Source organism: Dietzia sp. WMMA184 (genome assembly GCF_002441635.1).
GTDB classification, from domain to species: Bacteria; Actinomycetota; Actinomycetes; order Mycobacteriales; family Mycobacteriaceae; genus Dietzia; species Dietzia kunjamensis.
This window is the reverse complement of sequence record NZ_NXEI01000001.1, coordinates 2,289,188-2,308,439: the sequence shown is the minus strand read 5'-3', so window position 1 is coordinate 2,308,439 and position 19,252 is coordinate 2,289,188. Positions and strand designations below refer to the sequence as shown.

The following is a 19,252-nucleotide window of genomic DNA, read 5'->3' as shown; positions in this document are numbered from 1 at the left end:
AGCGTGGGAATGATGACCGACGCACAGCGATGGATCAGAGTCGAAGAGGAACTCCACCTCGTCGACACGAGGACCCGGCGACCGGTTCGGCGGGCAACGGAGGTGCTCGCCGCTCTCGGCGACACCGGGCAACGGGGACAGGAGGGCCACGTCCGGCCGGAGCAACACGGCGCGATCGTGGTCGCGGACGCGGGCGCCCACACCGGGCTCGGCGAGCTCGGGGACACCATCCGCCGCAACCGGACCCGCCTGGCGGAGGCCGCCAACGGACTGCGGACCGGGGTGGTCGCGGCAGGGTCGCTGGCCTCGCCCGGCGTGGAGTTCGACCCCGCCCCGCAGGACCCCCACCCCGCGCCGGGCCGCGAGTCGCAGACCCGCGCCTCGGCCGGCTTCCGGGTGGTGGTCGAGACCGCCGACGCCGACGAGGCCCAGTACGCGGCCCGACGGGTCGCCGCCCTCGCGCCGGTGCTGCTGGCACTGTCGGCGAGTTCCCCCTACTGGGCAGACGGCACCGACTCCGGGTACGCCTCCACCCGCTACTTCGAGAGCCAGTGGTCGCCCGCACACCTGCCCGCCTACGCCGCCGACACCGCCGACGAGGCGCTGGCCTGCGAGGACGAGATCGTCGCCACCGGCGTCGTCGCGGGACGGGAGGGGATCGCGGTCGACGTCCGCCCCTCCCGGGACGGCGACGGGATCGAACTCGTGGCCTGCGACTCCTGCAGCACGATCGACACCCTCGTCGTCGTCGCCGCCCTGTTCCGCGCGGCGGTCGACCGCGTCCTCGCCGAACGGGACGCCGGTCAGGACTCCGGATCCGGTGGGTGGGACGGACCCTCCGACGCCGTGCTGGCCGCGGCGTTCTGGCGCGCCGCACGCTCCGGACTCGAGGGGGACCTCGTGGACGTGGCGACCGGGCGCCCCCGCCCCGCCACCGAGGTGCTCACCGGACTGGTCGACGACCACGTCGACCACCTCCGGGCCGGAGGCGAACTCGACCTGGTGCTGAACCTGCTCGACGGAGTCCGCGGTTCTGCGACCTCGGCCACCCGCCAACGCGCGGCGCACCGCCGACGGGGACGCCGCAGCGACGTGATCGCCGTCCTGCTCGCCGAGACCGTCGAGCGGATCCGTCCCCGGGACACCGCCGACGACCGCGGGATGCGACACATGCTCGCCTCCTACTCGCCGCTCGGCGAGGCGGTGACCGAGGAGGTGCACGACGAGGCCATCTCGGAGGACGGCAACCCGCGGCCCGAGTACGTGGACCTGCTCAAGGCCGTGTCCGACATGGGCCCCGAGGTCCTGTGCGAGCGCAAGGAGCAGGTGGACGACACGCTGCGCTCCATGGGCATCACGCTCAAGGTGTACGGCAAGGACGAGCCGCAGGTCTTCCCGCTCGACTCGGTCCCGCGGATCGTCCCGGCCGACCAGTGGGCACGGATCTCCGCGGGCATCGAGCAGCGGGCGCGCGCGATGGAGATGTTCCTGCGCGACATCTACGGGGCGGGCGAGATCAGCCGGGCCGGCGTGGTCCCCGCCGAGGCGCTCCAGCGCGCACCGGGGTTCCGTCCCACCGGACGCGCGGTGCCCGAGGGCGTCCTGCACGCCCCGGTGTGTGGCGTGGACCTGGTCTCCACGGCGCCGGGCGAGTGGATCGTGCTCGAGGACAACCTGCGGATGCCCGGGGGGATGGCGATGGCGGTCGCACTGCGCGACCGGATCGCCGAGGGTTTCCCCGAGTTCGGTGCGCGGTCGGAGGTCCACGACCCCCGCGAGGCGCTGGCGATGCTGACCGACACCCTGCGGGCGGCCGCGCCCGAGGGGGTCGACGATCCCGCCATCGGCGTGGTGGTCGCCGAGGACGAACTCGAGGCGTACGACCTCAAGAGTGTCACGGAGGCGGTCGGTGGCACCCTGGTGACGCCCTCGGACCTGGTGTGCGAGGACTCCGCCCTGTGGCGGGTCGAGGGCGGGGAGCGGCAGAAGATCGACGTGCTCTACGTCCGTATGGACGAGGAGATGCTCCTGTCCTCTACGGGCGCAGATGGCACCGCGCTGCGCAGTGGGCTTCTGAACGCGATGGCGGAGCACGGCGTCGCCGTGGTCAACGCGCCCGGGAACGGGGCCGCCGACGACAAGGCGATCTACGCGATGGTCCCCAAGATCATCGATTTCTACCTGGGCGAGAAGCCCCTCATCGGCCAGGTCGACACGTACCTGTGCGCCGACCCGGACCAGCGTCGACAGGTCCTCGACCGGCTCGGCGAGCTGGTCGTCAAGCCGATCGACGGCTACGGCGGGTCCGACATCACCGTGGGCCCGGAATGCTCGCCCCGGGAGCTCGACGAGCGTCGGGACGAGCTGCGCCGCCACGGGGACCGGTTCGTCGCGCAAGAGGTGCAGTCGCTGTCCACCCTGCCGACGTTCGACGGCCGCGAACTGCAGCGACGCCACGTCGACATGCGGGCGTTCGTCATGTTGCGGCACGGTGAGGGGGGAGAGATCGCCGCCACGGCCCCGCCTGTCGCACTGACGCGCGTGGCCCCGGCGGGCACCATGGTCGTCAACGCCTCGAGCGGAGGCGGCGGAAAGGACACCTGGATTCACCGTGCCTGACACCACCGAGGTCGACGTCGAGGTCACCGAGGAGGCCGAGTCCCGCGACGTCGCGGGACCACCCGACGACGCCGCCGGGGGGCCCACCCAGATCCGCCACACCACGTCCCCCAACCTGTCGCCCGACGGGTCGATGTTGGCGTGTGTGGTCACCGAGCGCACCGGCTACCCGCGCGCCGTGCAGCGGCCGCTGGGGCCGGGTGGGCTGGACGGGGCCGGGCCGGAGCGCGACGTCGTGCTGCCCGTCGACGGCCCCGTGCGCCGCGTGGCCTACTCGCCCAACGGCAGGTGGCTCGCCTGCGAGGTCGCCCCGGACGGCGGCGAGCGCGAACGGATCTGGCTGGTCACCACCGACCCCGACGATCACGACGTCTACCCCGTCGACACCGTGGGCGACGCCACCGTCCAGATCGTCGGCTGGGACGGCGACCTGCTCGCGGTGACGGCGTTCGACTCCGAGGGCCTGGCCGAGGGCCGCCTCGTGGACCCCGAGACCGGGGAGCACACCGTCGTCGATCGACGGATGGGCGGTGCACTGGTCCACGCGTGGGACGGAGCCGCGCTGTTCCGGGTGGGTGCCCGCGGTAACCGCGAGTTGCTGCGCATCGTCCCCGACGGCCGGTGGTGGCCACTGCTACCCGTCGACACCGGCTCCACCACGGACGCCGGGGTCATCCTCGACGCGGGGGACGACGACCGTCCCATGCGGATGGTCGTCCGCAGCGACCATTCGGCGGACCGGATGGGTCTGCTCGCGGTCGAGGCGGACGAGGACTCCACCGAGTCCTGGCCGGTGGCGTTCCGCACCGACGCCGATCTCGACCGCGTCGAGGTGAGCCTGGACCGCTCGACCGCGGTGCTGCTGTGGAACGTGCGCGGTGGTCTGTCGGAGATCGAGGTCCTCGACCTACGGCCGGAGCGCCCCCGCGTGATCGTTCGGCCACCGCTGCCCGAGGTCGTGGCGACCTCACCCACGCTCACCGCAGACGGCCGGTTGCTCGCGCTCACCATCGAGAGCCTCGACCAGCCGCCGCGCGTGGTGATGTACGACGTGGACAACCGCAGGTGGACCGGGCGGCCGCCCGAGCAACCCGACCCCGCGCCGACGTTGGTCGAGTTCACCGCCCGTGACGGGCTCCAGCTCAGCGGCTGGCTCTACCGTCCCGACATCGGTGACGAACCGGGCCCGACCGTGGTCCACCTCCACGGCGGTCCCGAGGGGCAGTCGCGCCCCGGGTACAACGACATCGCCCGCCGCTACCTCGACATCGGCGTGAACTACTTCCTGCCCAACGTGCGCGGCTCCACCGGCTCGGGGCGTTTCTTCAGTCACGCCGACGACCGCTACGGTCGCTTCTCCGGCATCGACGATGTCGAGGACGCGTTGCTGCACCTGATCGACGAGGGCATCGCCGATCCAGGCCGGGCGGTGGTCTCGGGCCGGTCCTACGGCGGCTACCTGGTCAACGCCACCCTGGTCCGCCACCCCGGCAGGTGGCGAGGCGGAATCGCCGCGTGCGGGATGAGCGACCTGCAGACCTTCTACCGCACCACCGAACCGTGGATCGCCGCGGCCGCCTACCCCAAGTACGGCAACCCGCTCCAGGAACGTGAGCTACTGCGGGAGGCCTCGCCCCTACGGCGGTACCACCACGTGGACGTCCCGATGCTCTTCGTCCACGGCGCGCACGACACCAATGTGCCGCTCAGCGAGACCGATCAGGCCGTGGAGTTCCTGCGCCGGCGCGGCGTACCGGTGGACGTCCTGCTGTTCGAGGACGAAGGTCATGAATTCGTGAAATTGGCCAACCGGCAGCGTCTCGGCGACCGGGTGGTCCAGTTCTGCCAGGAGGTGTTCGATGTTCGGACGCAAGAAGAATGAGACCCCCGACCCGACCGGGTTCGAGGGCCGGCTCGTCGGGTGGCGGCGGCACATCCACGCCCACCCCGAGCTGTCCTACGAGGAGCGGGAGACGACCGAGTACATCGAGGGCGAGCTCCGCTCGATGGGGCTCAAGCCCGAGCGGTTCGAGGTGGGCACCGGGCTGTGGTGCGACGTCGCGGCCGCCGACGGGGCCACGTCGACCGACGTGGTGGCGCTGCGCGCGGACATCGACGCGCTGGCCATGAGCGAGGAGTCCGGCGAGTCCTTCTCCTCCGAGGTCGAGGGCGTCAGCCACTCCTGCGGGCACGACGGCCACACGGCGATGCTGCTGGGCGCCGCCGAGATGCTGGTCGCCGACCCGCCGCCCCGCCCGGTGCGCCTGATTTTCCAGCCGGCCGAGGAGACGATGCCCGGCGGTGCCAAGGACTGCGTCGAGGAGGGCGTGGTCAAGGGCGTCGACCGCATCCTCGCGCTGCACTGCGACCCGCACCGCCCGGTCGGCGAGGTGGGCGTGACCGGCGGGGCCATCACCTCGTCCAACGCCAAGATCGGCATCACCGTCCACTCGGACGGCGGGCACACCGCGCGTCCGCACGAGACCCAGGACACCGTCTTCACCCTCGCCCAGATCGTCACGGGCGTCACGGGCGTGATCGACCGGCGGATCGACCCGCGGTCCGGCACCGTGCTCACGTGGGCCTCGATCAAGGCCGGCGGGTCCGCGCCCAACGTCATCCCCGACTCGGGCGAGATCTGGGGCACGTTGCGCAGCGCGGACCGGGACGTGTGGGCGACCGTCGAGCCGCTGGTCCGCGAGACGGTCGAGCGGATCGGTGCCCTGTACGGGGCGCGCACTGAGGTCGAGTACATCCAGGGTGTGCCGCCCGTGGTGAACGACGACGAGTGCGCCGACCTCGCGGCGAAGGCCGTCCAATCGGTGCTCGGAACCGACGGGGTGGGCACCGCCGACCAGTCCAGCGGCGGCGAGGACTTCGCCTGGTACACCGAGGAGATCCCCGGCGTCTACCTGCGGTTGGGGGTGTGGGACGGCGAGTCCGAGGAGACGGATCTCCACCATCCGGGCTTCGTGCTGGACGAGCGGGCGCTGGCCCACGGTGCCCGCATCTTCGACGCGTTCGCCCGCCTCGACCGCCCCGCCTGAGCTGGCGGGGCGGATCCCGGCCGCGCGCGCTCACTCTCCCGCCCTCGTGCGCTCACCCTCCCGCCTTTGGGCGCTCACCCTCCCGCCTTTGGGCGCTCACTCTCCCGCCGAGCAGAGGATTTCGCCGGTATCGCCCGAGAGCGGGTGTGCGAAACCCTCTGCTCGGCGAGGTGCGGGGAAACCGGCCCCGTCAGCGCACGGTGATCGCCGCGTCTCCGGCGGGGACGAGTTCGCCGATCACGGTGCCCCCCGGGATCTCCCCGGCCACGAGCAGCCCGCCGGAGGTCTGGGCGTCGGCGAGCAGGAGCAGCTCGTCCTCGTCCACGTCGGCCGCGAGGTGCGGACGTACCCAGTCGAGGTTGCGGCGCGTCCCGCCGCTGACGTATCCGTCGGCGAGCGCCTGACGGGCGCCCTCGAGGTAGGGCACCGCGGCGGGGTCGATCACGGCCGAGACGCCGCTGGCCCGGGCCATCTTGTACAGGTGGCCGAGCAGGCCGAACCCGGTGACGTCCGTGGCGCACTCGACCCCGGCGGCCAGGGCGTCCCGGGAGGCGACGTCGTTGAGGGTGGTCATCGTCTCGATCGCCTCGCGGCTCACCTCCCCGGTGTTCTTGTGCCGACAGTTGAGCATCCCGATCCCCAGCGGCTTGGTGAGCGACAGCGGCATCCCGGCCCGGCCCGCGTCATTGCGCAGCAGCCGGTCCGGGTCCGCCAGCCCGGTGACGGCCATGCCGTACTTGGGCTCGGGGTCGTCGACGCTGTGCCCGCCGGCCACGTGGCATCCGGCGGCGCCGGCCACCTCCTGGGCGCCACGCAGCACCTCTCCGGCCATCTCGTACGGCAGGACGTCCATCGGCCAGCACAGCAGGTTGATCGCCATGATCGGCGTCCCGCCCATCGCGTAGACGTCGGACAGCGCGTTGGCCGCGGCGATGCGCCCCCAGTCGTACGGGTCGTCGACGACGGGGGTGAAGAAGTCGGCGGTGCTGATGACGGCCCGGCCACCGGTGATCCGCACCGCCGCCGCGTCGTCGCCGTCGTCGAGGCCCACGATGAGTTCCGCGGCCGGATCCCGGACCGGGGCCCCGATGAGGTCGGCAACGACGTTCTCCAGAGCACCGGGCGGGATCTTGCAGGCACACCCGCCACCGTGCGCGTACGAGGTGAGCCGGGCGGCGGGCGAGATGGGTTCGGTGGTCATGGTCCGACCCTAACGAGGCGGCGCCGATCGGTGGGCGCGGCCGGGGAACACCGCCTAGTCTCGTGGGGCAGGGAGGCGTCCGGGCACCTGGTGGTCCCCGCGGTCTTCAAAACCGACGTGGCCGAGTATCTCGGTCAGGCGGGTTCGATTCCCGTCCGCCTCCGCCACAACCTCACCGTCACCGGCACCGATCCGAAAAGGGGAACGGACGATCACCGAGCAGCCGCACGAGGGGTCGGGGCCGTCGTCGCCCGATCCGCGTCGCCTCATCCCGTCCACCGACGTCCTGCTCCGCGATCCCCGCCTCGCCGCGGCGGTCGACGGGCTGGGCCGCGAGCTGGTCAAGGGTGAGATCCGCGGCGCGCAGGACCGCGCCCGGTCGGGAGCGCTCCCGCCCGCCGGGATCGTCGACGCGGTGCTCGACGCGCTGCCCACGGCGCCCGTGACGTTGACGCCCGTCCTCAACGCCAGTGGCGTCCTGCTGCACACCAACCTCGGTCGGGCGCCGCTGTCGGACGCCGCCGTGCGCGCGCTCGCCGAGGCCGCGGGCACCAATGACGTGGAGCTGGACCTGGTGACGGGCCGCCGGGGCAGGCGGGGCCGCGGCGCGCTGGACGCACTGCGGGCCGCCGTGCCCACGGCGGGCGACGTCCACGTGGTGAACAACGGCGCGGCCGCCCTGGCCCTCGCGGCGACCGCGCTGGGCGGGCCGGGACGGACGATCGTCATCGCGCGCGGTGAGATGGTGGAGATCGGCGACGGGTTCCGCCTGCCGGAGCTGCTGGAATCCACGGGGACCCGGTTGCGGGAGGTCGGCACCACCAATCGGGTCAACGCCGAGGACTACTCGCGTGCGATCGACGACACCACGGCCTTCGTCCTCAAGGTCCACCCCTCCAACTTCGTGGTGAGCGGCTTCACCTCGTCCGTCCCGCCCGCCGAGCTGCGGGACCTCGGGGTGCCGCTGGTGGTGGACATCGGCTCGGGGCTGCTCGCGCCCCATCCCACGCTTCCGGATGAACCGGACATGACCACGACGCTGGCGGCGGGCGTCGACCTCGTGACGTCCAGCGGCGACAAGCTCCTCGGGGGCCCGCAGGCCGGGATCATGGCCGGCGACGCCGCCCTCGTGCAGCGCCTGCGCCGCCATCCGCTCGCCCGCGCGCTGCGCGTCGACAAGCTCACGCTGGCCGCTCTCGAGGCGACGCTGCGCGGTCCGCGTCCGCCCGTCGTCGCCGGTCTCGAGGCCGACCCCGCCGAACTGTGGGAGCGGGCCGAGCGGATCGCCGCACTACTGCGCGCGGCGGGGTTGGATGCGGAGGCCGTCCGGTCCGTCGCCGCCGTCGGCGGTGGGGGCGCGCCCGGTGTCGACCTTTCGAGCGCCGCGGTGTCCCTGCCGGAGCGCTGTGCCGAGACGTTGCGCGCGGGACGCCCCGCCGTCCTGGGGCGCGTGACCGACGGCCGGTGCCTCCTGGATCTGCGTGCAGTGCCGCCGGGGGACGACGACGAGCTGGCGCGGCTCGTGCTCCGGGCGGAGGCGCCCGCCTGATGTTCGTCGTCGCCACCGCCGGCCACGTCGATCACGGGAAGTCGACGCTCGTCCGCGCGCTCACCGGCGAGGAGCCCGACCGGTGGGACGAGGAACGCCGCCGCGGCCTGACCATCGGTCTGGGGTACGCCTCGACCACCCTCGACGACGGCCAGACCATCTCCTTTGTCGACGTGCCCGGCCACCGGCGGTTCGTCCCCACCATGCTGGCCGGGGTCGGGCCGGTGCCCGCGGTGATGTTCGTCGTGGCCGCCGACGACGGGTGGATGCCGCAGTCCGCCGAACACCTCGACGCGCTCACGGCGCTGCGCGTCGAGCACGGCGTCCTCGTCATCACGCGCAGCGACCTGTTGGACCCGGACCTCGCGCTGGCGGAGGCCCGTGACGCGATGGCCGGGACACCCCTGGCGGACATACCGGCGGTGTGCGTCTCGGCCGTCACCGGCGCCGGGATGGACGCGCTGCGCGGGGAGCTCGCCCGGCTGGGCACGCTGCTGCCGGAGGCCGATCGCTGCGCCGACGTGCGGCTGTGGGTGGACCGGTCGTTCAGCATCGGCGGAGCCGGCACCGTCGTCACCGGCACGCTGCCCGCGGGCACCATACGGGCGGGTGACACGCTGGAACTGGGCCCGGGCGGTCCCCAGGTCACCGTCCGTGGTCTGCAGTCGCTCGGGCACCGGCGCGACGAGGTGGCGGCGGTGGCGCGGGTCGCCGTGAATCTGCGCGGGGTCGCCGCGGACGAGATCCCGCGGGGTAGCACTCTGGTCACCCCGCGACGGTGGCGCTCGGTCGGGACCCTCGACGTGCGCGTCGACGGGCGGACGGATGCGCTGCCGGAGCAGGTGATGGTGCACATCGGATCCGCCTCGACAGCCGCTCGCGTGCGGCCCCTCGACGAGGGTCATGCCCGCCTCGCGCTCGCGGACCCGCTGCCGCTGCGGGTGGGGGACCGGCTCATCCTGCGCGAGCCGGGAGCCGACCGTATCCCGGCGGGCGCCGTCGTGCTGGATCCCGCCCCGCCGGCGCTGCGTCGCCGCGGTGCGGCCCGCCACCGCGCCGAGGAGTTGGCGGCGACACCGGAGCGCCCCGACCTGCCCTCGGAGCTGCGTCGGCGCGGCGTGGCCCACGTCGATGACCTGCGCGCATGGGGGATCGCCATCCCGGTCCGCGACCAGTCCCACCGCGGGTGGCTGATCGACCCCGGGCGCGTCGCCGTCCTCGCCGAGACCCTCGTCGAGGCCGTGCGCGAGCACGACCGCGCCGATCCGCTCGATCCGGGCCTGCCCACCGAGGCCGCCCGCCGCGCGCTCGGGCTGCCCGACGCATCCCTGCTCATGGCCGTCCTCGATCACCCGGCCGCGGCCTCGCTGCGGGTGGAGGGGGGCCGGGTGGTCGCCGGGGACGGGCCGGGCCTGCCCCCGGCGGTCCGCGCGGCAGCGGACACCCTGGCCGAGCGGTTCCGGGTCGGGCCGTTCGACGCCCCGACCGCCGGGGAGTTGGCCGGGCTGGGCCTCGGACCGCGTGAGCTCGCCGCCTGCGAACGGGCCGGGCTCCTCACCGGCGTCGGACCCGGCGTGTGGCTGGGTCCGGGCGTGATCGGGGAGGCGGTACGGCGGCTCCGTGAACTACCGCAGCCGTTCACCCCGAGCGGCGCGCGCACCCACCTCGACACCTCGAGGCGTGTGGTGATGCCGCTGCTCGAGGTGCTCGCCGAACGCGGGCTCACCCGCCGCGAGGGCGACGACGGCCACGCCATTGTCTGACCCGACCTGTCGGTTGCCGCGCCGGGCCGCCCCGGACCCCGCCGGCCGGACGAGCCCGCGGGTAGGTCCGGTTACCGCTCGCCCGCGTAGGCCTCCCCGCCACCGCGGGCGTCACGCCGCTCGCGCTGGGGTATGACCACGTACTTCGGGTCCTTCGTCGACGCCATCCCGGCGTGGAACACCGCCCACCGGGTGCACGCCGACCCCGCCGCCAGCGCGAGGCCGGCGACCGCGGACAGCGCCCGGTTGCGTCGCCCGAGCACGGCGCCCACCGCGCCGGCGGTGGTGAGGATCTGGGCGGCGCGGTGGTACGCCCCGGCCCGGCCCTCGTGGAGCGGTTCGGCGGTGATGCCCATCGACTGCTGCATGATCCGGTCGGCGGCGAGCTCGAGCGTCGCGCCGCCCACGGCCAGCCGTCGGGCGGGGCCCGTCTCGTGGAGCGGGTTGAGCATCAGGCCCACCCCGCCGGACGCGGCCGCGGCGCTGCCGACGAAGACGAACGGCAGCTCCCGGCGGGCGGCGCTCCAGCTGGGGGCGGCGGTGTCGGTGAGCAGTACCGCCGTGTACGAGGCGACCGCCGGCGCCACGAGGGCGGCGACGATCCCGGCCGGTCGCGAGGCGCGGGTGATGAGGTCGGTGGGCAGGCGATGCGCGAGGCGGGCGGGCAGCAGCGGCACGATCTCCTGCCCCAGGGCCAGACCCACGAACGGGCCGTACGCCGACAGGAGCCAGGTGCCCACGCTCATCGGGGAGGTCAGCTTGAGCACCCGCAGCATGTGGTGGAACCGCTCCGGGCGCCCCAGGTCGCGGACCAGGTAGTACAGGCTGCCGGTGATTCCGCCGAGAGCGACGATCCGCGCGGAGCGGCGCTGGCTCGGCAGGCCCGCCAGGTCGGCCCCGGCGGCGAGCAGTGAGGAGCCACCGGCCAGGCCGCCGAGGAAGAGGTAGGCCGCGATGTCGTACTCCCACGGCGGGGCCTTGACGATCGGCGTGCCGTAGTACGAGCGGAATTCCGCGGGGGGCACCACGAGCTGCTCGCGGCCCCCCTTGCCCTTTCGGCGGGTCCGGGTCTGCTGCCCCGGTCCTCCGGGGATGCCCACCTTGTCGTCGTCGGCACGGTTGTGGTCGGCCCGGTTGTGGTCGGCCCGGTTGTGGTCGGCCCCGTCGCCGTCGCTCATCAGGCCCCGCCTCCCACGGCGAAGGCGGCCACCGCGCCGCCGAGCAGCGTCACCGCGGCCAGAGCGGCCTGCCGCCACATCTTCCCCACGAACCGGGTCGTCACCACCGGATCCGGCGGCAGTCCGTACACCTCCGGGTCGTCCAGCAGGAGGAAGAACGCGCCCGTGCCGCCGACTCCGTTGTTCGAGTCGTGCCCGTAGAGCTGGGCGTTCGGCTCGCCCGCCTCGACCAGCTGGTCCAGGCGGCCGGCAGCGCGCTCGCGGAGTTCGTCGAGGTCACCGAACTGGATCGACTCCGTGGGGCACGCCTTGGCACAGGCGGGGGTCTGGCCCTCGGTGAGCCGGTCGTAGCAGAGCGTGCACTTCTGGGCGATGCCCACGGCGGGGTCGCCCGCGGGGCCCGAGCGGCGCTCGATCACACCGTACGGACACGCGCTCACGCAGTATCCGCAGCCGTTGCAGATGTCGCTCTGCACCACGACGGTGCCGAACTCGGTGTGCATGAGCGCCCCCGTCGGGCAGACGTCCACGCAGGCGGCGTGCGTGCAGTGCTTGCACACGTCCGACTCCATGAGCCACCGGAAGTCGGTGGACTGCCCGGCGTCGGGGGAGTCACCGGGCAGGGTCGGCGCCGGCATACCCAGGTCGACGGGCGCACTCGGCGCCGACGCGACGGACGCGCCCGCCACCCGCGCGGGCACCTCCTGCTCGATAAAGGCGACGTGCCGCCACGTGGACGCCCCCAGCGCCCGGGTGTTGTCGTAACTCATCCCGGACAGCTCGATGCCGTCCTCGGGGATGAGGTTCCACTCCTTGCACGCCACCTCGCAGGCCTTGCAGCCGATACACACGCTGGTGTCGGTGAAGAAGCCCTTGCGCGGCGGCGGATCCGAGTAGCCGTTGTCCCCGGCCGGGTCGATGTCCCCGAAGAAGGACCGTCCGAGGTCGGACAGAAAGGCGGACATGGCTTTAGCTCTCCGTTCCCGGTTCGGTGGGCGCGCCGGCGCGGCGACGGTACCCCTCGACGAACTCGAGCAGCGCGGGGCCACGCGGGCGTCTTCCCGCGACGATGTCACAGCTCGTCGCCTTGGTCGCGGGGATGGACACGTTGGGGTCGAGTTGCTGCGGCAACAGGTCGTTGGCCGGGTCGCCGATGCTCACGCCGTTGCCACCCCAGTGGTAGGGCAGCCCGATCTGGTGAAGTGTCCGACCGTCGATCTGCAGCGGCGTCATCCGACGGGTCACCAGCACGCGGGCCTCGATCGCGGAACGGGCGGTCACGATCGTGGCCCACCCGCCGTTGACCAGGCCCCGCTCACGCGCGAGCTCCGGGGAGATCTCACAGAAGAACTCCGGCTGCAGCTCGGACAGGTACGGCAGCGTCCGGCTCATGGCCCCCGCCGTGTGGTGCTCGGTCAGTCGGTAGGTGGTGAAGACGAACGGGAACACGTCCGTCCCCGGATCCCCGTGCCCCGGCTGCGTCTCGTTGTACCGACCCGGCCGGATCGACCGGGCGGGGTTGGCGTCCCTGCCCGGATAGATCGGGTTGGCCACTGGCGACTCCGGCGGCTCGTAGTGCGCGGGCAGCGGACCGTCGGCGAGCCCACGGGGAGCGTAGAGCCAGCCCACGCCGTCGTCCTGCATGATGAACGGCTGCGCGCCACCGATCGCCTCCGGGCCCACCGCCCCCGCGGGTGGGGTGTAGTCGGGAGACTTGTCGGCCTCGAAGTCGGGCACGTCGTCACCCACCCACCGGCCGGCGCCGTCGTTCGCATCCGGGTCCCAGTGGATCAGCGCCTTGCGCTCGCTCCACGGCCGGCCCTCGGGGTCGGCGGAGGCACGGTTGTAGAGGATGCGACGGTTCGCCGGCCACGCCCAGCCCCACTCCGGGGCCACCGGGCCCTGCTCGTGGCGGGATTTGCGTCGCGCGGCCTGGTTGACGCCGTCGGCGTAGACACCGCAGTAGATCCAACACCCGCACGAGGTCGAACCGTCCGGCTTGAGCTGGGTGAACGTCGACAGGGGCTCGCCGTCCGCACCGCGGCCGTTGATCTCGGCCAGCACGGCCTCGGCGTCGGGTTCGTCGTCCGAGCCCGGCTCCATCGGGTAATCCCAGGTCAGGTCCAGCAGCGGCCGGTCTCGGGGGTCGGTGGAGTCGGCAAGCTTCTCCCGCAGGCGACGCCCGAGGTGGTAGTAGAACCACAATTCGCTGCGCGCGTCCCCCGGCGGCTCGACGGCCTGGTGGCGCCACTGCAGCAACCGTTGGGTGTTGGTGAACGTGCCCTTCTTCTCCACGTGGTTGGCGGCCGGGAAGAAGAAGACCTCGGTGCCGATGTCCTCCGGGCGCATCTCGCCGGTCTCGATCTCCGGGCCCCTGCGCCAGAAGTCGGCGCTCTCGATCATCACGAGGTCGCGGACGACCAGCCAGTCGAGGTTGGCCAGCCCGGCGCGCTGCATCCGCCCGTTGGCGGTGCCCACGGCGGGGTTCTCGCCGACGAGGAAGTACCCGCCGCCGCCTTCGTTGATCTGCCGCTGCACCGTGACGGTCGAGTCGTGCTTGCCCGTGAGCTTGGGCAGGTAGTCGTAGGCGAAGTCGTTGTCCGCGGTGGCCGCGTCGCCCCACCAGGCCTTGAGCAGGCTGACGGTGTACGAGCGCATGTGCCCCCAGAAACCTTGCGCCACGTCGTCGGTGCCGATGTAGCTGTCCAGGTCCGGCTGCTCGCCGGCGTTCGGCGTGGGTAGGTACCCGGGCATGAGGTCGTACAGCGTCGGGATGTCGGTGGAGCCCTGGATGCTGGCGTGGCCGCGCAGCGCCATGATGCCGCCACCGGGGCGGCCGATGTTGCCGAGCAGCAACTGGAGGATCGCGGCCGTGCGAATGTACTGCACTCCCACGGTGTGCTGGGTCCAGCCGACGGCGTAACAGAACGCGGTGGTGCGTTCCCGTCCCGAGTTCTCGGTCAGCGCACGGGCGACACGGAGGAAGTCCTCGGCGGCGACGCCGCAGGTCCGCTCGACCATCTCCGGCGTGTAGCGGCTGAAGTGCCGTTTGAGGATCTGGAAGACGCAGTGCGGGTGCTGCAGGGTCTCGTCGCGCAGGGGATCCTCGGTCGTGTCCGACGCGCGGGCGCCGGCGGCGCCGGGGGTCTCGGAGGCCTCGTCCTCGGCATCGTCGTCGTCGCGGCCCTCGTCGGGCATGTCGTTCTGGGCACCCGCGTACTGCCAGGACTCCAGGTCGTAGGTCCGGTCATCGGCGTCGAAGCCGGAGAACAGGCCCGCGAGGTCCTCGGTGTCCTCGAAGTCCTCGCCGATGATCGTCGACGCGTTGGTGTAGGCCAGCACGTACTCCGAGAACCAGGCGTCGTTGGTGAGGACGTGGTTGATCAGCCCGCCGAGGAACGCGATATCCGACCCCGCACGGATGGGCACGTGCTGGTCAGCGAGCGCACTGGTGCGCGTGAACCGGGGGTCGACGTGGATGATCGTGGCGCCACGGCGCTTGGCCTCCATGACCCACTGGAACCCCACCGGGTGCGCCTCGGCCATGTTGGAACCCTGGATGACGATGCAGTCGGCGTTCGCGAGGTCCTGCTGGTAGTTCGTGGCACCACCACGCCCGAATGAGGTTCCCAGACCGGGAACGGTGGAGGAGTGTCAAATGCGCGCCTGGTTCTCCACCTCGATGGCACCGAGCGCCGTGTAGAGCTTCTTCATGAGGTAGTTTTCCTCGTTGTCCAGCGTCGCCCCGCCCAGGCTCGCGAGACCCCGGGTGCGCCGGACGGTGTCACCGTTCGAGTCCGTGTCCTCCCAGAACTCTTCCCGTGAGGCCAGGACGCGCTCGGCGACCATGTCCATCGCCGTCTCGAGGTCCAGTTCCTCCCACTCTGTGGCGTACGGCTTGCGGTGGAGGACCGTGGTGATGCGCCCGGGGTTGGTCACGAGTTGCTTGCTCGCGGATCCCTTGGGGCACAGGCGACCGCGCGAGATGGGGCTGTCGTCATCCCCCTCGATCTGGACGACCTCGCCGTCGGAGACGTAGACGTCTTGGCCGCACCCGACCGCGCAGAACGGGCAGACGCTCTTGACCACCTTGTCGGCCGTCTTCGTCCGAGGGGTGATCTCCAGCGAGCGGCGCGAACGGGTGGCACTGCCGCGGCCGAGCAGGTCGGACCCGGCCAGCTGGCGCAAGACTGGCCAGTTGAGCGGCGAACCGTACCTCGCCAGCTCGGGCCCGGACCCCGGGGGCCGATCCGGCCCGGACTGCTGGTTCTCCGTCTCCGACATGCCACCTCCCGTACTTGCGTACGGGCCTCATATAACGCGAGCCCCCCGGGCCCCGCAACCGAATCACCGTCGGACCCGCCCGGTCGCGGGCGGGCGGTGACCGACCCTTCCCCGGAACGCCGCCGACGCGCATCATGGTGGCATGGACGAGCAGACTCAGGCCGATTCCGGAGCGTTCGCGACCGTCGGGCTCATGGCCGACCCCGGAGTGCCCCGCCGGGTCGCGGTGGCGATCGCGGACGACCTCGCCGACGACCTGACGCGCGAACTGGGTGGACGCTGGCGGGTGGAGGTCGACCAGGAGACCCTCCCGCTGGGGCCGGAGGGAGAGATCCGGCTCACCGATCACGCCCCCCGCTTGCTGCAGCAGCACGGGTGGGACTTCGTGATCTATCTGACGGACCTGGCGACCCACCCCGACGGTGTGCCGGTGTTGTACGACGTCAGCCGCTCGACCGCGGCCGCCCTGGTGTGCGTGCCGGTGCTGGGTGTGTTCCGCGTGCGGTCGAAGGTCCGCGAGCTGGCGCTCCGGCTGGTGCGTTCGGGGACCCACCGCGACGGAATGGGTGTGCCCGGCACCGACGACCTGCCCCCGGCGCACCGGCGTGGGCTCGTCAACAAGGTCCGCCTGCTCGCTGGCATGGTGCACAACAACCGGCCCGCCCGGATGGTAACGGCCCTGTCCGGCGTCGTGGCCGCCGGCGCGGGCACGGGCGCCTTCGGCATCTTCTACGGCAGCATCGCCGCGCTGTCGGTGGAGCTGCACGCGCTCAGATTGCTGCTCATCAGCGTGATGGGGGTTCTCACGCTGGTCGCGTGGCTCATCCTGCGCAACGGGCTCTGGACCCGGCGGGACGACGAGTTCACCCCGGGCAACCGCCGAATGGACAACGCGGCCACGGTGCTGACCGTGGGGGTCGGCGTGGGCATCATGTTCGTCGCCCTCCTGGCGGCGATGTTCGTCCTGGCGCTCACAGTGATGGACGCTGACTACCTGGGGACGCAGCTCGGTCGCCCCACGGTCCTGCTCGACTACGTCCACCTGGCGTGGTTGTCCAGCTGCCTGGGCGCCTTCGCCGGCGCCCTGGGATCGAACTTCGACGACGAGAACGTGGTGCGCGAGTCCACCTACAGCCTGCGGTGGCACGAGCGCCGCAAGATGTTCGACAGCTATCAGAGCGGGGAGGGCGACCCCGACGAGCAGCAGGAACAGCAGCGGATCGAGCGCGAGCACGACGACAACGACAACGACGACGCCCGCGGCCGCGGCGAGCAGAGCCGCAGCGACCACCCCGGCGTCGACACGGCCGCCGGCGATGACAGTAGCGGAGAGGTCGACGACGACAGGGCCTCGCACCGCGGGGGCGTCATCGCAGACGGCGACTCCGGGTCCTCCCGGCAGGTGGAGGATGACCGGTCGAGAGGGTAGACAAGGGGCATGACCGCCGCACCCGCCGACCTCGCCCCGGTGAACGACGCCACGTCGACCGCGCCTCCGCTGCCCCACGCGTGCGGGCCGCTGTCGGATGCGGCGATCGACGCCCTGTCGACCGGGCGCACGGACGGGCTTCCGGCGGTCCCGGCCGAGGTCGAGCCATTGGGCCGCGACCTGCAGCTGACGCTCTACACGTTGTACGAGCTGCACTACCGGGGCTTTGATGGCGTCGATGCCGAACTCGAGTGGGACCCGGAGATCCTGCGGATGCGTCGGGACCTCGAGCGGGTGTTCCTCGAGCACCTGCGTGGCGCGGTCGAGCCGGGCGACGACCCGGTGGCCGAGATGGACGCGATGTCGGTCGAGGCCACTTCCGGCACCGGCCCGTCGTGGTACTTCAAGGACGAGGGCACGTGGGATCAAATCCGCGAGTACTTCGCCCACCGCTCGCTATACCACCTCAAGGAAGGTGACCCGCACGCGTTCGCGATCCCGCGTCTGCAGGGTCAGGCCAAGGCCTCGTTCGTCGCGGTGGAGTTCGACGAGTTCGGCGGCGGGCGGGGTGAGCGCGTGCACCAGCAGTTGTGGGCCGACCTCATGAGCGCCGCCGAGCTGGACCCGACCTACCTGGGTTACCTCGACCGGGTCTCGGCCGAGACGTTGTCAACGGTCAACCTCATGTCGATGTTCGGCCTGCACCGGTCACTGCGGGGCGCGGCGATCGGCCACTTCGCGGCGATCGAGATCACCTCGTCGCCGGGATCGGCCCGACTGGTGGCCGGACTGCGTCGGCTGGGCGCTCCCGAGGAGTGCGTCCACTTCTACGCCGAGCACGTCGAGGCCGACGCGGTCCACGAGCAGGTCATGCGCCACGACGTCGTGGGCGATCTGGTGCGCCGCGAGCCGGAACTGGCCGCCGACGTGGTGTTCGGTATGCGCGCGCTGGACTATCTCGACGACCTGGCCGCGGAGAAAATGCTCGCCGCGTGGAAGCGCGGCGAGTCCTCGCTCCTGTCCTGACACTCTCCCGGCCACTCTCCCGGCGAGCCGCCCGTCCCACCGCCCGCCCCACCGCCCGTCCCACCGCCCCGGGAAGATCCGCTACTCCGAATCGGGATCCGCTATGCGCATCGGGGTAGCAGATCCCGATTCCGGGTAGCGGATTCGCGGGAAGGGGTCCGCCGCCGCCCCGGGACAGCGCTCAGTCGTCGTCGCGGGCCGGGTCGGTCGGCCGGACCTTGCGGCGGTGGCTCGTGTCGCACAACGGGTAGGTCTTGCTACGCCGACACGTGCACACGGCCACCATGAAGCGGTCCGAGCACACGCGCTCGCCGTCGGGCGTCGTCATGTCGACCGGGCCCTCGATGAGCATCGGTCCCCCGGGCACGATCCGCACCCGCCGGGCGTCAGACGCGGTCAACGCGGATCACCACCAGCTCCTCCTCGCGGCGACCGGGCTCGAGCAGGCCGGCGGCCTCGAGTCGCTCGGCGTACGAGGTCATGACGGGACCGAAGTCCACGACGCGGGTGGCGACGGTCCGCGCGGTGAACCCCGACTGCTCGAGCTTGCGGATGGTCTGCGGGGGGTCCGAGAACTCCGAGTGCACGATCATCATGCTCCCGCCGGGCGAGACCAGGTCCGGGGCGAGGTCGCACAGCTGGTCCAGCACCACGCGGCCGTTGGCGCCGGCGTCCCACGCCCGGTTGGGTCCGGTGCCCTCGAGCGGGGCGTCGGACGGGACGTACGGTGGGTTGGAGACCACCACGTCGTAGGGGCCGGCCCGGCGGGCGTCGTCGAGGGTGCCGAGCCGGACGTCCACCTGCACTCCGGCCCGGTCGGCGTTGCGGGACGCGCACGCGACGGCGGCGGGGGAGATGTCGTAGGCGAGTACTTCCCGTGCGCCCTTGAGCGCGGTCTCGATGGCGAGGATGCCGCTGCCTGTACAGATGTCGAGGACCCGCCGCCCGGCGACCAGATCGCACTGGTCGAGCGCCTCACAGATGAGCCAGGAGTCGTCCTGGGGCGCGTAGACACCGTCGTCGACCTCGATATGGGTGAACCGGGTCTGGGTCATCGGGGCCTCCGGTTGATCTTCGGGACAGATGTTGTCCAGTCAATCGGCGAAGCGCCCCACCTGCAACCGGATGCGGTCCCATCGGGCCCGGCCGGCGCACC

The 19,252-nt window shown here is 72.2% G+C and carries 13 protein-coding genes and 1 tRNA gene; 8 read left to right on the top strand and 6 right to left on the bottom strand.

What is annotated here, in order from left to right:
• Positions 1-12 precede the first annotated feature (12 nt).
• From CK206_RS10515 to CK206_RS10505, 3 genes are read left to right on the top strand one after another with little or no spacing between them, the layout of a single operon-like run.
• Complete coding sequence (locus tag CK206_RS10515) at positions 13-2,619, top strand: glutamate-cysteine ligase family protein (protein ID WP_096906363.1); 2,607 nt, start codon at positions 13-15, stop codon at positions 2,617-2,619.
• On the top strand, positions 2,612-4,501 hold the full coding sequence (locus tag CK206_RS10510) for a prolyl oligopeptidase family serine peptidase (RefSeq protein WP_096906362.1): 1,890 nt from the start codon (positions 2,612-2,614) through the stop codon (positions 4,499-4,501). The genes CK206_RS10515 and CK206_RS10510 overlap by 8 nt, the downstream gene beginning before the upstream one ends.
• A complete protein-coding gene (locus CK206_RS10505; RefSeq protein ID WP_096906361.1) occupies positions 4,479-5,666 on the top strand; it encodes a M20 family metallopeptidase in 1,188 nt (395 codons plus the stop codon). The genes CK206_RS10510 and CK206_RS10505 overlap by 23 nt, the downstream gene beginning before the upstream one ends.
• A 190-nt stretch (positions 5,667-5,856) precedes the next feature.
• Here the strand turns inward: CK206_RS10505 and selD are convergent, their stop codons facing one another.
• The gene (gene selD, locus CK206_RS10500; RefSeq protein WP_096906360.1) at positions 5,857-6,867 is read right to left on the bottom strand and encodes a selenide, water dikinase SelD; all 1,011 of its coding nucleotides are present in this window, start codon (positions 6,865-6,867) and stop codon (positions 5,857-5,859) included.
• A 71-nt stretch (positions 6,868-6,938) separates the two neighbouring features.
• Between selD and CK206_RS10495 the strand changes: the two genes are divergently transcribed.
• From CK206_RS10495 to selB, 3 genes are all read left to right on the top strand, one after another.
• A tRNA-Sec gene (locus tag CK206_RS10495) sits at positions 6,939-7,034 on the top strand.
• 119 nt (positions 7,035-7,153) lie between these two features.
• Entirely contained in the window at positions 7,154-8,416 is a 1,263-nt protein-coding gene (selA, locus tag CK206_RS10490) for an L-seryl-tRNA(Sec) selenium transferase (protein ID WP_254050688.1), read from the top strand.
• Positions 8,416-10,179 (top strand): selenocysteine-specific translation elongation factor, encoded by a 1,764-nt coding sequence (gene selB, locus CK206_RS10485; protein WP_173674786.1) that lies wholly within the window; start codon positions 8,416-8,418, stop codon positions 10,177-10,179. The genes selA and selB overlap by 1 nt, the downstream gene beginning before the upstream one ends.
• Positions 10,180-10,250: 71 nt before the next feature.
• Here the strand turns inward: selB and nrfD are convergent, their stop codons facing one another.
• From nrfD to fdh, 3 genes are read right to left on the bottom strand one after another with little or no spacing between them, the layout of a single operon-like run.
• Positions 10,251-11,357, bottom strand: coding sequence for an NrfD/PsrC family molybdoenzyme membrane anchor subunit (nrfD, locus tag CK206_RS10480; RefSeq protein WP_096906358.1), 1,107 nt, complete (start codon positions 11,355-11,357; stop codon positions 10,251-10,253).
• On the bottom strand, positions 11,357-12,322 hold the full coding sequence (locus tag CK206_RS10475; RefSeq protein ID WP_096906357.1) for a 4Fe-4S dicluster domain-containing protein: 966 nt from the start codon (positions 12,320-12,322) through the stop codon (positions 11,357-11,359). The genes nrfD and CK206_RS10475 overlap by 1 nt, the downstream gene beginning before the upstream one ends.
• Positions 12,323-12,326: 4 nt before the next feature.
• Entirely contained in the window at positions 12,327-15,641 is a 3,315-nt protein-coding gene (gene fdh / locus CK206_RS10470) for a formate dehydrogenase (protein ID WP_371606855.1), read from the bottom strand.
• 142 nt (positions 15,642-15,783) lie between these two features.
• Between fdh and CK206_RS10460 the strand changes: the two genes are divergently transcribed.
• Together CK206_RS10460 and CK206_RS10455 are read left to right on the top strand one after the other, a co-directional pair.
• Positions 15,784-17,070, top strand: coding sequence for a hypothetical protein (locus CK206_RS10460; RefSeq protein ID WP_096906355.1), 1,287 nt, complete (start codon positions 15,784-15,786; stop codon positions 17,068-17,070).
• Positions 17,071-17,079: 9 nt separating this feature from the next.
• Positions 17,080-18,096, top strand: a complete 1,017-nt coding sequence (locus CK206_RS10455) for an iron-containing redox enzyme family protein (protein ID WP_096906354.1) — start codon at positions 17,080-17,082, stop codon at positions 18,094-18,096.
• A gap of 181 nt (positions 18,097-18,277) precedes the next feature.
• Here the strand turns inward: CK206_RS10455 and CK206_RS10450 are convergent, their stop codons facing one another.
• Positions 18,278-18,448: a CDGSH iron-sulfur domain-containing protein gene (locus tag CK206_RS10450; RefSeq protein WP_096907399.1), complete on the bottom strand. Its 171-nt coding sequence runs from the start codon at positions 18,446-18,448 to the stop codon at positions 18,278-18,280.
• A 34-nt stretch (positions 18,449-18,482) separates the two neighbouring features.
• Positions 18,483-19,151 carry a HemK2/MTQ2 family protein methyltransferase gene (locus CK206_RS10445; protein WP_096906353.1) on the bottom strand — a complete coding sequence of 223 codons (669 nt, stop codon included), beginning with the start codon at positions 19,149-19,151 and terminating at the stop codon, positions 18,483-18,485.
• Positions 19,152-19,252 lie beyond the last annotated feature (101 nt).

What these genes read in the sequence shown, in the direction of transcription:
- CK206_RS10450 (WP_096907399.1), bottom strand. Translation starts at nt 18,448, where the DNA reads ATGCTCATCGAGGGCCCGGTCGACATGACGACGCCCGACGGCGAGCGC.
- CK206_RS10445 (WP_096906353.1), bottom strand. Translation starts at nt 19,151, where the DNA reads ATGACCCAGACCCGGTTCACCCATATCGAGGTCGACGACGGTGTCTAC.
- CK206_RS10505 (WP_096906361.1), top strand. Translation starts at nt 4,479, where the DNA reads ATGTTCGGACGCAAGAAGAATGAGACCCCCGACCCGACCGGGTTCGAG.
- CK206_RS10455 (WP_096906354.1), top strand. Translation starts at nt 17,080, where the DNA reads ATGACCGCCGCACCCGCCGACCTCGCCCCGGTGAACGACGCCACGTCG.
- selB (WP_173674786.1), top strand. Translation starts at nt 8,416, where the DNA reads ATGTTCGTCGTCGCCACCGCCGGCCACGTCGATCACGGGAAGTCGACG.
- selD (WP_096906360.1), bottom strand. Translation starts at nt 6,867, where the DNA reads ATGACCACCGAACCCATCTCGCCCGCCGCCCGGCTCACCTCGTACGCG.
- CK206_RS10475 (WP_096906357.1), bottom strand. Translation starts at nt 12,322, where the DNA reads ATGTCCGCCTTTCTGTCCGACCTCGGACGGTCCTTCTTCGGGGACATC.
- CK206_RS10460 (WP_096906355.1), top strand. Translation starts at nt 15,784, where the DNA reads ATGGACGAGCAGACTCAGGCCGATTCCGGAGCGTTCGCGACCGTCGGG.
- nrfD (WP_096906358.1), bottom strand. Translation starts at nt 11,357, where the DNA reads ATGAGCGACGGCGACGGGGCCGACCACAACCGGGCCGACCACAACCGG.
- CK206_RS10515 (WP_096906363.1), top strand. Translation starts at nt 13, where the DNA reads ATGACCGACGCACAGCGATGGATCAGAGTCGAAGAGGAACTCCACCTC.